A 15,367-nucleotide genomic window follows, 5' to 3' on the forward strand; every position below is an offset into this window, starting at 1 on the left:
AAAGATCAGATCGGCATCCGCATGATGTCCTGATACGCGCCGATCAGCCGGTCGCGCACTGCCATCACGGTCTGCAACGTCATCTCGGCCTCGGTCACCGCCTGCACCACATCGGTCAAATCCGCCTTGCCCAGAACGGCTTGCGAGGACACGGCCTCCGACTTTTTCTGGGTGCTGACCACCTGATCGACGGCCGAACGGACCAGATTGCCGAAGGAAAAACCGCCCGCGCCGGCATCGTCGCTGCCCAGCGCCTTGTCCGCGATCTTGGCGGTGTTCAGATAGGCCCCGATCGCCTGCGGATTGACTTTATCGACCATGAAACACCTCCCTGTCCTCTTGAGTATATAGCATCTTTTTAGCCGTGTAACAGATCCAGCGTACGGCCCATCATGCCACGCGCGATGTCGATCATGCCCAGATTGGCTTCATAGGAACGCTGCGCCTCGCGCATGTCCATGATCTCGGTCAACGGATTGATGTTCGGAAGCTTGATATACCCGTTTGAATCCGCGACCGGGCTTTCCGGCATGAATTTGCTGCGAAACGGCGTTTTCATGTCCTGCGTGATGCCCGCATCCTGAACCACGTTCACGCCCATCGACTTATCCATCACGTTTTTGAAACTGATGCTTTTGCGCCGATACGGATCGCCGCCCGGCACCGTCGCGGTTGTGTCGGCATTGGCGATGTTTTCCGAAATGACGCGCAGCCGGTCGCCCTGTGCGCGCATGCCTGAAGCCGCGATGCCGATGGCGTTCATGATTTCCATGGTCTAGTCCCCTTTTCCTGTCGTTACCGCGTGCCGCTTTGCAGCACCAAGCGGATCATCCCCACGTTGCGGCGGTACAGATCGGTGGCGATCTGGTAGTTGATGCTGTTCTGGTTGGCCTTGAACAATTGTTCCTCAAGCACGACGGCGTTGCCGTCCGGGCTGGCTTCGTAAACCGATTTTTGCTTGGTTCCGCTTTCCGCGCCACCGCCCTGCATCGCGCTTAGATGCGCGGGATCGGTAACCGCCAGCGATACCGGCCGAACCTGCGCGGGCGCGCCGCCCGCCATGTCGCCGGCGCCGTTGGCCGGACCGATGGATGCGCCGAGCACGGATTTGAAATCCATGTCCTTAAGCGTATAGGGCCGGTAACCCGGCGTATCCGCGTTGGCGACGTTTTGCGTGATGATGCGCTGGTTCTGGTCAAGCCAGCCCATCTTCGTCATAATGCCTTTGAACAGGCCGATATCGCTGAGCATTTTGTTTTTCTCGCTCGTTTATTAACCACCTGCATCTGATCTTTGCTAAAACCGTGCCAAACACCGAAGACGACCCGGAACCGCTGAAACCCCTGAATGCCGAGGCACTGCCCGCAAGGCAGACCGCCGTCGCGCTCAAGGACCGCAGCCTGCTTGGCAAGACGCCCGAAATCACCGCCGCGGGCCGTGGCGAAGTTGCCAGACAAATACTTGAAATCGCACATAAAAACGGCGTAAAAGTACGCGAGGACGCAAATCTGGCCGAACTTCTGGCGATGTTCGAGATCGACTCCCCCATCCCGACCGAGGCGTTGATGGCCGTCGGTGAAATTCTGGCTTATGTCTATCAGGCGAATGGCGAACCCAATCCGTTCGACGCGGTCCTGAAGGAGGAAATGGAAAATGCCCGGCGCGCCGACATCGATTCAAACCCGTCTTGAAACCTTGATCGAAAACATCGACCTGGCCGAAGCCGCCGTGCGTGACGGATACCGCATCAATATCCGCCTGTTGGATGCGGAATCGCTGGCGATCACCAAGGCGCTCAAAGCCAGGCCGGAAGCGGCGCTGCAACCGCTTTTGCGCAAGACGGTGCTTTCGATCGAACGCCTGACCCACGCGCTTGAAGACCGCGCGGCGGAATTGAAGGCACGTAAAACCTGACCCCACGCGCGCCGCATCGCGACATTCTGTGCACGAAACGCGCGCGCCCGCTTGATGACGCGGCCGAAACCCGGCACGATACCGCCCCATGGGCGCACCCGACACTTTGAGGTTCTTAATGGCGCTGGCCTTCGTGCTGGCGCTTATGGGCCTGTTTGCGCTGGCCGCAAAACGCGCGGGCTGGGGCAACCTGCCCGGAGCGCGCGGACGCGGCCGCCGTCTTTCGGTGATCGAGATCCGCCCGATCGACACCCGGCATAAACTGGTGCTGGTGCGCTGCGACGCCGCCGAACACCTGCTTTTGCTGGGGCCGGAGGGGCAAACCGTGATTGCCGCCGGCCTGCCACCCGCACCCGAACCGGACAAGGACGTAATCCCGCTATGACCCGCGCCCGCAAATACATGATCCTGTTCGCCTCTCTGTTGGTCTGCGGCCTGACGCTGGCGGCGCCGGTGGCGCTGGCCCAGCAGCTGAGCCTCGACCTCGGCGGCGACGACGGCACGCTGGCGGGCCGCGTGGTCCAGCTTCTGGCCCTGATGACGGTGCTTTCGCTGGCCCCGTCGATTTTGATCATGATGACCTCCTTCACCCGGATCATCGTCGTCCTGTCCTTCCTGCGCACCGCGCTGGGCGTGCAACAGACCCCGCCCAACACGGTGATCATCTCGCTGGCCATGTTCCTGACCTTTTTCATCATGGCCCCGGTCCTGCAGACCGCCTATTCGGACGGGATCAAACCCCTGCTTGATAAATCGATCGACGAAACCACGGCCATCGAGCGCGCGACCGACCCGTTCAAGGCCTTCATGCTCAAGCAGACCCGCGACGACGATCTGGCCCTGTTCATCGATTTAAGCCATACCGAGGCGCCCAAGACCGCGATGGACACGCCTCTGCAGGTGGTGATCCCGGCCTTCATGATTTCCGAGCTGCGCCGCGCCTTTGAAATGGGCTTTATGCTCTTCCTGCCGTTTTTGATCATCGACATGGTGACCGCCTCGATCCTGATGTCGATGGGTATGATGATGCTGCCCCCGGTGATGATCTCGCTGCCCTTCAAGATCATCTTTTTCGTGCTGGTCGACGGCTGGCATCTGGTGGTGGGCAGCCTGGTCAAAAGCTTCGATGTCGGTGCCGCCGCCACGGGCGGCATCCCCGGCGTCACGCATTAAGCCCGACCCTTTAAACAAGTCTATCGACTTACCACATAAAATCGCATAAATTCCAAAGTCATGAGCAATCCTGACTATCAGGCCGCGCGCGCCCGTAAAAGCCGCGAAAAGATCCTGAACGCCGCGCTCGGCCTGTTCGTCGAACGCGGTTTCGATACCGTCGGCCTTAAGGACATCGCCCGCGCCGCCCGCGTATCCACCGCCACGGTCTTCAAACATTACCCGCAAAAGGAACAATTGCTGACCGGCGCGGTTGCCTTGCTGGCCGAAATGCGCGACGAAACCCACGCCACCCCCGCCGAACCCGTGCTGGCCGCCCTGCGCGCCATTGGCCTGTCCTATGCCCGGCGGCTCGACAACCCGATGCTGCTGGGCCTGATCCGCCTTGGCATCCTGCTCAAGGAATCCGCACCCGGGCTGGGTCAGGCCGTCAACGACGCGTGGCGCCGCCCGTTCATCGCGCGGCTGGAGGCATTGCTTGACCGGGGAATAGACGACGGGCACTGGCGCATCACCGACCGCGGCGTGGCCACCCGCCAGTTCTATGGCCTGATTACCGACGCCCTGCTCTGGCCACGCCTGTTCGGTTTGAGCGCGTCCACCCCCGCCCCTTACCGTGAAATGGTGGTAGACGAGGCAGTTAAAACGTTTTCAATGCGTTACGCCATAAACTGACCAGTAGAACCGCACTTCCTGACCAGAAAAAACCTACAGATATCTGTAGGCGGACACAAAACGGCACGCGCCCTACCCGATCACAGTCATCCAACCCAAGTGGACCGGAATCAACCCTTTGGTTTACTTGTATTATCGACCTTTTCATCGGCCTTTGCCGGGGCGGGCGCAGCCTTCTGACCAGTTGGCGCGGAAATGGCCTTTGGCTTCATTAACTCATTGTTTTTAAATCGCTCAAGTACATCCTTGAACAGGTCAACTTCAGCCACCAGCTTGAGCAGCGTATCGCGGTCGGCCAGTGTCGCTTCCTGCGCGGTGCGGGTGACCAGCTGGAAGGGTTGGTTGAGGTCGGTGCGGCGCATGATGTCGCCATAGGCGACGCGCAGGGCCTCCAGGCGGTTTGTATCGCCGGCGAGGTTGAGCGCCAGCGCCTCGTTAAGAACCAATTGCGCCTGATCCAGCGTCGGCGCGCGGGTAGCCGTCAGGTTCTGCGCCCGCACCAGCTTGTCGAATGCGTCCGCCGCGGTGGCCCAGCGCTGGGCCTTCCAGCTGATATCGGCGATCAGGCCAAGGCTTTCCTTGTCCTCCGGCAGCGCCGCAAGCTCGGAAAGCGCGTCGTCCGTCCGCCCCAACTCGGCATGGGCCTTGGCGCGCAAAAGCGCGATCCGCCGTGCGTCGTCACCCGGCAACGCCGTGCCCTGCGCGTCGGGACGGTTAAGCGCCTTGTCGATCATGCGCAAGGCCTGATCCGGCTGGTCGTTCAGAATGCGGATCGCCGCCCCGCGTTCGGCGTATTTCAGGGCATCGGAAAGATTGGCGGTGCGCCCGACCAGCGGCTCGATCATGTCCGCCGCGCGGTCCAGAAGGTCGATCGCCACCATCTGGTCGGCGATGGACATGGTGATCTGCTCGCCTTCCGCCCCCGGCGGCATCAGCTCGGCGAAATCGGCGGCGACCGCGGCGGCCTCGATCGGCGTCATCTTTTCCTTGGTCTTGCCCGCGTAAAGCTCCTTGAATGCCTTTTGCATCACCGCGACCAGCTTGTCGCGCTGCGCCTGATCGTTGGTCAGCGTCGCCGCCTCGCGCAATATGGTCAGGCCCCGGCGCTGTTCGCCACTGGTGACATAAATCAACCCCAGACGCTCCAGCACCTGCGTTTCCAGCGCATCCCCGCGCCAGCCATAACGGAAACGCTCAAGCTTGCGCACCGCTTCCTCCCGGCTGATGGTCTTGGCGCTTGTCCCGCGCTCGACCAGCGCCAGCGTCGCCCGCACCGGATACGGCCCGCGCACGCCTTCGGCGGCGGCGCGGAAATCATCGACCGCCGCATCGCTTTCCCCGCGCAGCTGCGCGGCCCGCCCCTTGAAATAGGCGACCACGACATCGCGGTCGGTGACCAGCGATTGTTCCGAGGCGCGGTCATACGCATCGATCATCGCATCGGCCACGTTGACGTCCCCGCGCGTCAGCACCGCCTCGATCAGCGGCGGAAACATTATGGTCTGAAGCCGCGCAGGATAGCCGGCCAGCAGGTCCAGACCCTTCTCGTTCAACGCCTTGTCCGCCGCATCCATGTCCCCCGCCTGCGCCGCGGTATAGGCCTTCCATAAGGATACCTCGTCCAGCGCCTGAAGCGATGGCGTGGCGAAGGCCGCCGCCGCATCGTCGGTATCGCCCGTCAACGCCGCGACCGCGCCCTTGATCGCCTGAAAATCACCGGAATCGGCCAAGGCGGGCATATACCCCTCGGCCATGTTGATGAACCCCACCGCCTCCTGCGGCAAACCTTGCGCCAGCGCGAATTTCGCGCCGTTCAAAATTTCCGGCAACTTGCGGTCGGCGGGCACGGCGGCGATCTTGTCATCGATACTGCGCCGCATGTCCAGATACTGGCGCGGACCGCCCAAGGCCCAATTTTTAAAATCGAATATGGAGGTCGGCTTGGCCTCTTTCGCGTTGTCGGCCTGACGCAGCGTCACCGGCTTGGGCACCGCGCGCGGCCCTTCCGCGGTAATGCGCAAGCCCCCCTGCCTCCCGACCGTGACCTCGCTTGGCAATACCGCGATACGCAGCCCGTCCGCCTTGGGCCGCAGCACGGCACCAACGATGGCGGGAAGAATGTCGAAATCGACATAGCTGTCCGCCATGTCCAGCCGGTTGTCGGCGCGCGAGTTCGTAACCACCGCCAGATCGTCGCCCACCATCGGGTCTGGTAAACGCAAGGCGCTGACCGCGTTGCGCAACGGAATATGCACGACCGGCCCGGATGCCGTATCGGCAAAATCCCGGTCCGGCATCACGGTTTTAAGCTGCGGCGCATTGCCCTGCACATACAGGCGCCAAACCAGCCCCCCGCCTTCGGGCCGAACATAGGCGCCGGGTGGAAGCCTCAGGCGAAAGGCGCTGCCCCCGTCGATCTTCACCGCCTCGATCGGGCCCAACGCTGCCGCATCCGGCCCCGAAACCTGCGGCGGCACGGACAGCGATTCCTGGCTTAACACCATCCACAGATAGCCTTGCCGCACGAAAGCCGCCATCGCCAAACCTTGTGTTGATCCGACGGTGATCACCGCCTGACCGGTGAACGGCGCGACAGGCGCGGCGGCCTCGGTTGCGGGTGCGTTTACCGGCGCAAGCGCGGCTTCGGCCGCTGGTGCGGGTACGGCCACATCCGTTTTTTGCTGCGTTTTTTCTGGGGCTGACGTATCAGGTGCCAGATCGGGCGCGGCTCCGGTATCGACCTCGATATTCTTCTGTTGCGCATCCAGTTTCTTCAACGAAGCGGGTATCTCGACCGGCGGCGCATCCGCATCGGACACCAGCGATTTCGTTTCATTCCCCGCTTGCACATCGGGTTTGGATTCCAGCTTGGATTCAGGTTTGGATTCCGGGGCCTTGATGACCGGCACGTCCTTGAACGGCAGGTCCTTCTTGACCTCCGGTTTCGCAATCTCGGTATCTTTTTTCTGCGCCGCCTGCTGCGCGGCCAGCCGGGCTGCGGCCTTCGCGGCCGCCGCCTTGGCCGCCGCCATCGCATCGCCGGAATCCGTGGATGATCCGGCTGCGGGCTCTGTCTTTTCAATTTGCGGCTCTTCAGGAACCGCCGCTTTCATCGCCGCCGGTTTTGGCGCTTCGACCTTCGCCGCGCCCTCGCTTGGCACGGTTTTGGTGAAGATATCGACGAACAGCCGGTCGCCCAGCGCCAGCGTGCGATGCCGGGTCATCGCGCCGGTGGCGACATGCACGCTTTGCCCGTCGCTTTCGGCCTTGATGGTCGTGGCGGGGCTGATGCCTGCGGCCTGCCCCGCGCCGCTGATCTGGACCTTGCGCGCGAAATGGATGGTCAGCCCGTCCGCCCCCGCGTCCGACACCTCGGCCTTGGGCAGGTCCGCGCCGGAAAACACCAGCCGGATGAAACCGTCCTGCACGTTGGCGCGCACGCCCAACACGGCCCCGTCCGCCGCCCATACGCCGACGTAGGGGACAAAGCCGGAAGCGGTGCCTGTCAGAATTACGGCAATAAGAAGAAATCTGCGCATATGCCCTCGCCAAAAGGGTGCCACGCGCCCCCCAAGGCGTCAATCAAACCGGCAAAAATTATCAATCTTTTCAGCCGGTAAAACCGGCGCGCCCGACACGCCTATTTCGGCGTTCCGTTATCGGGCGCGATGCGGAATTCGATGACGGGCTTAAGCGCGCCGCCCTCGCCCACCACCACGATGCCGCGCCCATAGCCGGAATTGTCCATGGCCCTTGCGACCGACGCCGCCTGCGCATAAGCCAGTTCCCACCCAGCGCCCGGCTGCCCCACCGCCAGCGTGACCGCATTGGGCATCTGCGCAAGCCGCCCGGCCAGCGCGCGCAACAGCGCGAATCCGCGCGTGCCGATTTCGACTCCGCCGTCGAACACGCGATCCGGGTCGATCAAAAGCTTCAGATGGTCGCGCCCCGGCACGATGCGCACGTCGCCCGCGATCCCCGCCGCCTTCAACCCCGCGCGCACCACGCCGGTCAGGTATTCGAGGTTCAGCGCCTCGCCGTATTCGACCTGATTGATGCCCTGACGCCGGAACGTACCGGTCGAAACGCCCTGCATCACGCTGTCGGTCTTGCCTTGCCCCTCCATCAGGTCATAGGTGCGTCGACCACCCATTTTGCCGACTTTTTCAAGGTCCGGGTCCTTCATCGCGTACATCAGCATGAAGAAACACAGCATGATCGAAAACAGATCGGTGAACGATATCAGCCACAACCGCCCCTGCACGATCTTGGCCTCGCGCTCGGCCTCCGCCTCGATTTCGGCGGCGCGGTCCTTGTGGCTGGTGACAAGCTGCGCCGGATGCATGTTGGGCGCGTTAAAATTTGCTGCGTTTTCATCGACGGAAAATGGCGGGTTTTCAAAGCTCATCGCGACCCCGCCGGAACGAAGCGGAACTCAACCGCGGGCCGCCCCGCATCCTCGTATCCCACGCTCAAAAGCGCGGGATTGACCCCTTCCCCGTCCGCGATTTCACCGGCCAGCGCGGCCAGCTTCGCGGCATGCGCCGCCCCGTCCAACGCAAGGATCTGCAGCCTGAACCGCCCGCCGCCGCGATTGACGACCTGCCCCAGACGCCCGCGCAATTCGGGCCAGCGCGTATCCATGTCGTCGTTGGAGATATCGACCGCCATCACCGCCCCGCCCGATGCGGTCTGGCTGGCGGAAAAGCCAAGATCGGGCAAAATCGCGCGCAATCCCGTGGCGACCGATTGCTCCATGTCCGCGTATCCGTTGCGGCCCGGGTCGCCGCCGACCTCGTCCGAAAGGCCGATGCCCATGCCGAACGCGCCGTGGATCGCCTGCGTCACCATGCGCGATTTGACCGGCGAGGCCGCGGAAAAACAGTTAAGCACGATGAAAAACGCCAAAAGCGCGATGAAAATCGACACCGTGAGCATCAAGGTCAAAGTGCGAAGATCTGTCGGCGGTAAGGGGTCGTCACGGCCTGCCATGCGCCCATTCTAGCACGAAACAGGGCACAGAAATCAGTCGAAACTGGCCAGCAGCTTGTCGATTTCGTCCTGGCTGATCGCGCCGCCCGGAAGCTGCGGCCCGTTCAAAAGCTTTTCGTCGCCGCTGCGCGTATCGGCGGCGGCCGGCGCGGCCGAAGCGGGATCGGCGCCCCCCTCGCTGTGCCCGATCGCGGCCAGCATGTGCTGGACCTTGTCCTGGATTTCGCGCAACACCTTGACCACCTTGCGAATGCGCTGGCCGGTAATGTCCTGGAACGAGCACGCCTCGTAAATCGTGGTGACCTGCGCGATCACCGCCTGCGATACCGGGTCGTCCTTGCCCGCGGCGGCCTTTTCCATGGCCTCGCACGCCGACATGATGGTGTCGGTCGCCTGTTTTGTGTCGGCGATCACGGCGTCCAGCTCGTCGGTCGCGTCGGGCACGTTCTTGCCCGCCACGTCCTGCGGGCGCACGCCGGCGATTTCACGGCGCGCGGCCTCGATGATCGCGCGCATTTCCTCAAGCTCGCGCACGATGGAATCGTGCTCGCTGCCCGCGGCTGTGCCGATCTTGGCGATCACGGAATTGACGATGCTGACAACCTTGTTGCGGTCGTATTGGCGGCTGGTCATGATGGAATCTCCCTCCGCCTCAGCCCAAAGGCCCAAGGACCGCGGCGATCTTGGTCTTGAGCGTCTCGGCGTTGAACGGCTTGACGATATAGTTGTTCACGCCCGCCTGCTTGGCGGCGATGATGTTCTCGGTCTTGCTTTCGGCGGTGACCATGATGAAGGGCACGCCCTTGTTTTCTGAACCCGAGGTGCGGATGCCCTTAAGCAGCTCAAGCCCGGTCATCGGCTCCATGTTCCAGTCGGAAATCACCATGCCGTATTTCTTTTGCCCGAACATGGTCAGCGCGGCCGAACCGTCCGCCGCCTCGTCGATATTGGTGAAACCGATCTGCGTCAGCAGGTTGCGGATGATGCGGCGCATGGTCGCGTAATCATCGACCACCAGCACGTTCATGTTCTTGTCGACGGACATGGAACCTCATAAAAAAATAAAGTGAGCGTTACGGTAAAACAGCAAGGGAAAGTGCCCCTTCCCCGAACCCGTATTTTGCCCCGATTTGGTTAACACGTCATGAACAAAATGCCGCCTGTATGAGGGATGACATAAGCCCGCATTGTCCGCGTCATTGCAAGGAGGGCGAAGCCCGACCCGGCAATCCATGTAACGCAAAAAAAACACCCCCGCTTTTAAACGGGGGTGCCTAAAAAACAATCAGACAGAGCTTACTTCGCTTCCAGCGCCTTCAACCGCGCATCCATCGCATCAAGCTGGGTCTTCAGTGCCGCATTCTCGCCGACAAGATGATCATTGGCGGCCTTCAATTCCTTGACGGCATTAATCAGCGCCGCTTCAATCGGACGATCGGAAAGGGTCAAATAACCGCGGCTGTCATGCCCCACGGCCTCGGGTATCGCTTTCTGGACATCCTGCGCCGACATACCCGCATAAACACCGCTGGTTTCATTGCCACTTGCAGGCAACCACTTGTAAAGGATGGGATTGATTTTTGTAATATCATCCAACCCGCGCGCAAACGGCCCCTGAATATCTTTCAACCGCTCGTCGGACGACGCCGTGATATTGCCCGAAGCATCCGTGGTAAGCGTACCGGCGCCATAGGCGTTAAAGCGAATTGTGCCTGCGCTGCCCACCGTAAGGTAATCATTTCCGGCCATGCCTAAGTACAGCTTGCTGTTATTGTTATCCCAATGAATGCGACCCTGGCTGGTATTCGAACCCATGTAGAAATAGGCATCGCTGGTGCCATTGTTCAACCAGATGGACGCGCCGTCCACTTCCAGCTTCGCCCCCGGCGACGTCGTCCCGATACCGACATTGCCCGCGAAATAGCTGTTGCCCGCATCGGCGACGTATATCGGGAAACGATCGGTGGTCGGCGGCGTATTGCCCGCGATCGAGGGCACGTAAAGCCCGTACCAGGACGACACCGTGCCGCCGCCGTTGTTCAGGTATTCCGCCTGGATGCTGCGCGCAGTGGTGATGGTCCCGGTGGAGGAGTTCTGAACCCGCGCCAGCACGCCGGTCGCGGTACCGATGCTGCCACCCGCACTGTTGCCGGTTGTGCCGACCACGCCGATGCCGCCCGTGATCGTGCCCGACCCGTTATTGCCTGCGGTAGCCCCAAGCCCGATGGCGGAACTGATGGTCGCCGATGTCGTATGGTTGATCAGCTCGTTATCGCCGACGATGCTGGTCAGGTTGCTGGCCCCGGCCGTGTTGATCTGTGAATAGCGGTTATAGAAGGTCGACGAACTGGCCGATGCCGGGTTGAGGGTCATAACCGTCCGTTGGTTCGGTACGATACCCCCCGCCGTGTTGGTCAGCGTGCTGGCCACGTCCAGCTTGGCTGCCGGACTGCTTATGCCGATGCCGACATTGCCTGTCGATGTTACACGCATCGCTTCGGCATTATTGGCAAGGAACCGCAACCCACCCGCGGCTTCGTTGGAAATGGACATGTCCAGCGTACCCGACGAATACCCGATAAGCCCCTTGCGCGCGCTGTTACCGTAAAATTCCATGTAATTCAGGCCGGCGCTGGAGGCCGCATCCGGATCCGATTCATCCTCAAGACGCAGCTTCGGTCCGTTTGTATTTGAATACACCGTCAGCTTGGTCCCCGGCGCCGCCGTCCCGATGCCGACATTGCCGCCGGTGTAATTGATCGAGCCCGACCCGCCCGCGTTCCAGTACGTATCGGTCGACGACGCCACAGGCACGCCGTTGACCAGCACCGACGTCCCGTTGATCGCCCCGTTCACGTCCAGCTTGTACGCGGGCGCATTGGTGCCAATGCCGACATTGCCGGTTTTTTTCAGACGCATGATCTCTGTCGGGACGTCGCCGTCGACGGACGTATTCTTCAGGTCAAACGCAAAATCGCCCATGCCATAACCAGAACCATCCGATATGAACAATATCTTGCCGCCCATTTGTCCACCGTTGGCGAAACGACATAGTTTCGGTACACGTCATTCGTGTCCCGATCATATAGCCAGAGTTTGTAATCCCGCTGGCAATAACAGGCTCCAGCACGTTCTGGGCCCCATATGATAATATGTGCCGTTCGCAGTAACGCTCGGCGTTAAAGACCACCGCCGTCCCTGCGCTGTAGACGTTGAAAAGACTGCCCGCGCCCAGCGGCGTCGCCGTGCCGATATTCACGCTGCCGCTGTTGTAATAGATCGTACCACTGGTGCCATTGACCCATTGCGAGGAACCGCCGGAGGACGAGGCGATATTGGTGAACGTCCCGGCGTCGGTACATACCTGCAGCGTGTTCGCGTTCCACGCCAGCATCCCGGCCTTGGCCGCCGTACACGTCGCGTCCGCCCCCACCCGCGCACCGCCGTTGACGTCCAGCCGCGATTGCGGTGCCGTTGTCATCCCAACGCCGACATAGCCGCTTGAACGCAGCGCGGAAAGGACGGTGCCGACATAAGCCCCGGTATCGTCGTAACGATGAATTTTAAAGTCCGACCCCGCGTTGCTGCCGCCCTCGGCCGTGCCGTCGGCTTCCACCATCCAGCGATTGGTCCCGCCCTTCCTCAAGGCCAAAAGCGATCGGTTGCCCGCCAGAGAATTGACGACAAGATTTGCGTTGCCCGAACTGGCATCCACCGTTGCAGCCACGCCCGCGCCATAGACATGCAGCAACGACCCCGGCGACGCCGTCCCGATGCCGACATTGCCGTTGGCATCGATGCGGAACCGTTCGGTCATCGCAATGTCCGTACCTGTTGCTGTCGTGCTGGCGGCAGCGTTACTGAAGATAAACGCATTGGAAAGGGAGAGTGCACCGCGAGGCAGCGGCCCGTATGGCAGCGATGAAACATAACCGCCGGCACCCGTTTTCGGTTTTACACCATAACCAATCACCGTATCAGCGGTGGAATACCCGGAACCAAACGTGTTGATGATATCTGACCCGATATAACGAATACCAAAGCCCAGCACACCTTGCGTGGCGTCACTAACACCACCCAACACAGCCCCCGCAACTTCCAACGGCGTGGCGGGCGTGGTCGTACCGATACCCACGTTGCCACCAGCTTGAATGGTCATGCGGCGGTTGCTGCCACCGGTCCAGAAGCGCAAATCACCTGCGGCATCCGATGCGGCAATATCGACCCCTGCGCCATCGCTCAACAACGCTGTTCCGTTGGCGCGGTAATAGGCCGAAGATGTAAAACCCGACCCGCTAAGAGTCAGATACGAATTGGCCGTACCGTTATTCAGTATGTAACGCGCCTGCGCGCCCGTGCCTGTATCGGTATTATAAATCCCCGTTGTCGTTGCGTCGTTCTGGGCTTTTGAAACGGTCAACTGAAACGCCGGCGTCTCCGTCCCGACCCCCATGTTGCCACTTGAATCTATAATCATACGGATGGGCGCGCCAGCCGCCGTCAGATCGCGCAGCGAAAAGCCCGATGCATCGCGAATATGCCCGATACCAAAACTATGCCCGCTGGCATGCGTGGATTGCAGGAAAATGTCGCCCGTTGATATCCCCCCGCCCACAGGGTTGGTCAACGTCAACTGCGATACGTTTGTTATCGCCGTTGTTTTGATATGCAATTGCGTATCTGGCGCGGTGGTGCCAATCCCGACATTGCCGCCGTTGTAATAAATCGCGCCCGATGTGCCGTTGACCCACTGACTGGAACCGCCAGCGGAAGTCGCGATATTGGTAAACGTCCCGGCGTCGGTACACACTTGCAGTGTGTTCGAGTTCCACGCCAGCATCCCGGCCTTGGCCGCCGTACACGTCGCATCCGCCCCCACCCGCGCACCGCCCGCAACGTCAAGCAGCGATTTTGGCGTCGTCGTCCCGATGCCGATGTTGCCGGATACATCGATGCGCATGCGTTCGACCATGCCGGTGTCGCCGTCCGGCTCGGTCGAAAAACGCATATTGGTGCCCGCCGTGGCCGTGGCCGCCCGCGCCGAGGAAATACGCGCGCTGGCCGCGCCGAAACTGAAATCGAAATTGGTCGCGCGCTGCGCGGAAGAATCCGCGCCGTTCTTGATTGAAATCGTCGGCGTCGCGGTATCGTTGCGTACCTGCAGATCCGCCGCCGGCGCCGCCGTGCCGATGCCGACCTTGCCGTCTTCCAGCATCGACATGATCGGCGTGCCGGTATTCGCCTGAAATTGCAGGGTCGGCGTGCCGGCCCCGCCGCGCAGGATGGTGGTGTCGCCGCTCAACGTCATAATGGCGGTGTCGCCCGTGTCGCCGGAATTGCGCCAGTACAGCTCCTGCGCGTTGTCCAGCTTGATGCCCCCGCCCGCGACGCTCAACGCCTGTGACGGTGACGCCGTGCCGATGCCAAGACGGTGATTGCTCGTATCCCAGAAAAATTCGCCGCCGCTGGTGGAATCGCTGGTCAGGCCGCCCGAACCGTCGGAAAGCTGTACATACCCGGCATCGCCCGACCCCGCCACGCCGCCGCCCACCGCACCCCAGCTTGTGCCGTTGAAGATTTTCAGCGCGTGGTTGGTGCTGTCATACGCCATCAACCCTTCCGCCGGGCTGGTGATCGCGGTGGTTGGATCGCCCATCCGCGGCGGCAAAAGACCTTTGGATGTCGATGTCAGATCCAGCAGCGCCGACGCATTGGGCGTGCCGATTCCAATGCCAAGACTTCCCGATGAATCCAACGTCATGCGCGTCACGGCGGCACTGCCACCAATGGGCGTAACGCCGAACCCCATGCGCGTGCCCGTATTGCTTGCACCCGTCCAATCCTCCGCGGCGGCGACGGCTATGTGCGCGCGCGCATCGCCGTTGACAAAGTAATTCTGGGCTTTTCCGTCATAGAAGCCGGAGAACGCGATACGGCCAAGCTCCGAACCGTTGACAAGTTTGGTCGTCCCCGACGAACCGTCGCGTCCGCTGAACAGACGAATGCCCGTGGCCGCCGTGTTCGAATAACCGTTAATGACGATGCTGGGATCGGTATCGGACGCCATCGAGAACGTCCACTGAGGGTTGTTTGTCCCCACGCCCAACCGGTGATTGGTCTTGTCGTAGACGAAGGTGGAATCGGAATCGAGCGCGCCGGTGGCAGTGTTGCGGAACTGCACCTCGCTGCCCGAACCGCTGGCGGGTATGGCGGTGCCGGTCGAAAGCATGCTGACCCAGTTGGTGCCGTCGCAATATTTGAACGTGTTCGCCGTACCGTCATACAGCAGCATCCCCTTTTTGATCGGCGACGCGTACAGCGAGGCGGGGGCGGCCTGCGTGGTGTTGGCGGTCAGAAAGCTGATGACGAGGTCGGTGGACGTGGCAACCGGGGCGGCGGCGCAATCGGCGCGCGCGGCGGACAAGGGCACGAGCGTCAATAACGCCAATGCACTGCCGGCCATTAAAATACGCTTCATGATGCGCTTATCCCCCCGGAACGACTCACGCTGATGAGTGTGTATTAACCATTTTACCATGCAATCCGGAATCACGCCAAGCATCGAATAACACACAGTATTTACGGAATTTTAATATCCGGCCCGGTGTATGGA

The 15,367-nt window shown here is 61.4% G+C and carries 15 protein-coding genes; 5 read left to right on the top strand and 10 right to left on the bottom strand.

All coding sequences use genetic code 11. The annotated features are described in order from the left end of the window. Positions 1–5: 5 nt before the first annotated feature. The 3 genes from fliE to H6866_02390 are packed head-to-tail and all read right to left on the bottom strand — an operon-like array spanning position 6 to position 1,251. Positions 6–320 (bottom strand): flagellar hook-basal body complex protein FliE, encoded by a 315-nt coding sequence (fliE, locus tag H6866_02380; protein USO08086.1) that lies wholly within the window; start codon positions 318–320, stop codon positions 6–8. A gap of 38 nt (positions 321–358) precedes the next feature. Beyond that, positions 359–772 carry a flagellar basal body rod protein FlgC gene (gene flgC / locus H6866_02385; protein USO08087.1) on the bottom strand — a complete coding sequence of 138 codons (414 nt, stop codon included), beginning with the start codon at positions 770–772 and terminating at the stop codon, positions 359–361. A 23-nt stretch (positions 773–795) separates the two neighbouring features. Beyond that, positions 796–1,251, bottom strand: coding sequence for a flagellar basal body rod protein FlgB (locus tag H6866_02390; protein USO08088.1), 456 nt, complete (start codon positions 1,249–1,251; stop codon positions 796–798). Between the two features lie 53 nt (positions 1,252–1,304). Between H6866_02390 and H6866_02395 the strand changes: the two genes are divergently transcribed. The 5 genes from H6866_02395 (at position 1,305) to H6866_02415 (ending at position 3,762) form a co-directional block, all read left to right on the top strand. Further along, the gene (locus tag H6866_02395) at positions 1,305–1,691 is read left to right on the top strand and encodes an EscU/YscU/HrcU family type III secretion system export apparatus switch protein (protein USO08089.1); all 387 of its coding nucleotides are present in this window, start codon (positions 1,305–1,307) and stop codon (positions 1,689–1,691) included. Then, complete coding sequence (locus H6866_02400; GenBank protein ID USO08090.1) at positions 1,654–1,914, top strand: hypothetical protein; 261 nt, start codon at positions 1,654–1,656, stop codon at positions 1,912–1,914. Before H6866_02395 ends, H6866_02400 begins: the two co-directional genes overlap by 38 nt. A gap of 88 nt (positions 1,915–2,002) precedes the next feature. Next, positions 2,003–2,299: a FliO/MopB family protein gene (locus H6866_02405; protein USO08091.1), complete on the top strand. Its 297-nt coding sequence runs from the start codon at positions 2,003–2,005 to the stop codon at positions 2,297–2,299. Next, the gene (gene fliP, locus H6866_02410; GenBank protein ID USO08092.1) at positions 2,296–3,087 is read left to right on the top strand and encodes a flagellar type III secretion system pore protein FliP; all 792 of its coding nucleotides are present in this window, start codon (positions 2,296–2,298) and stop codon (positions 3,085–3,087) included. The genes H6866_02405 and fliP overlap by 4 nt, the downstream gene beginning before the upstream one ends. Before the next feature lie 60 nt (positions 3,088–3,147). Continuing rightward, entirely contained in the window at positions 3,148–3,762 is a 615-nt protein-coding gene (locus H6866_02415) for a TetR/AcrR family transcriptional regulator (GenBank protein ID USO08093.1), read from the top strand. Positions 3,763–3,872: 110 nt separating this feature from the next. Here H6866_02415 and H6866_02420 read toward each other — a convergent pair whose 3' ends face one another. From H6866_02420 to H6866_02450, 7 genes are all read right to left on the bottom strand, one after another. Then, positions 3,873–7,301, bottom strand: a complete 3,429-nt coding sequence (locus tag H6866_02420) for a hypothetical protein (GenBank protein USO08094.1) — start codon at positions 7,299–7,301, stop codon at positions 3,873–3,875. Positions 7,302–7,402: 101 nt separating this feature from the next. Beyond that, positions 7,403–8,170 (bottom strand): hypothetical protein, encoded by a 768-nt coding sequence (locus tag H6866_02425; GenBank protein ID USO08095.1) that lies wholly within the window; start codon positions 8,168–8,170, stop codon positions 7,403–7,405. After that, entirely contained in the window at positions 8,167–8,754 is a 588-nt protein-coding gene (locus tag H6866_02430; GenBank protein ID USO08096.1) for a flagellar motor protein MotB, read from the bottom strand. Before H6866_02430 ends, H6866_02425 begins: the two co-directional genes overlap by 4 nt. Positions 8,755–8,787: 33 nt before the next feature. Then, positions 8,788–9,387 carry a protein phosphatase CheZ gene (locus H6866_02435; GenBank protein ID USO08097.1) on the bottom strand — a complete coding sequence of 200 codons (600 nt, stop codon included), beginning with the start codon at positions 9,385–9,387 and terminating at the stop codon, positions 8,788–8,790. A gap of 19 nt (positions 9,388–9,406) precedes the next feature. Beyond that, positions 9,407–9,799 (bottom strand): response regulator, encoded by a 393-nt coding sequence (locus H6866_02440; protein ID USO08098.1) that lies wholly within the window; start codon positions 9,797–9,799, stop codon positions 9,407–9,409. 251 nt (positions 9,800–10,050) lie between these two features. After that, positions 10,051–11,736, bottom strand: a complete 1,686-nt coding sequence (locus tag H6866_02445) for a tail fiber domain-containing protein (GenBank protein ID USO08099.1) — start codon at positions 11,734–11,736, stop codon at positions 10,051–10,053. Beyond that, positions 11,717–15,232 carry a hypothetical protein gene (locus tag H6866_02450; GenBank protein USO08100.1) on the bottom strand — a complete coding sequence of 1,172 codons (3,516 nt, stop codon included), beginning with the start codon at positions 15,230–15,232 and terminating at the stop codon, positions 11,717–11,719. The genes H6866_02445 and H6866_02450 overlap by 20 nt, the downstream gene beginning before the upstream one ends. Positions 15,233–15,367: the final 135 nt, after the last annotated feature.

Source organism: Rhodospirillales bacterium (assembly GCA_023898805.1).
Lineage (GTDB): Bacteria > Pseudomonadota > Alphaproteobacteria > Micavibrionales > UBA1664 > UBA6145.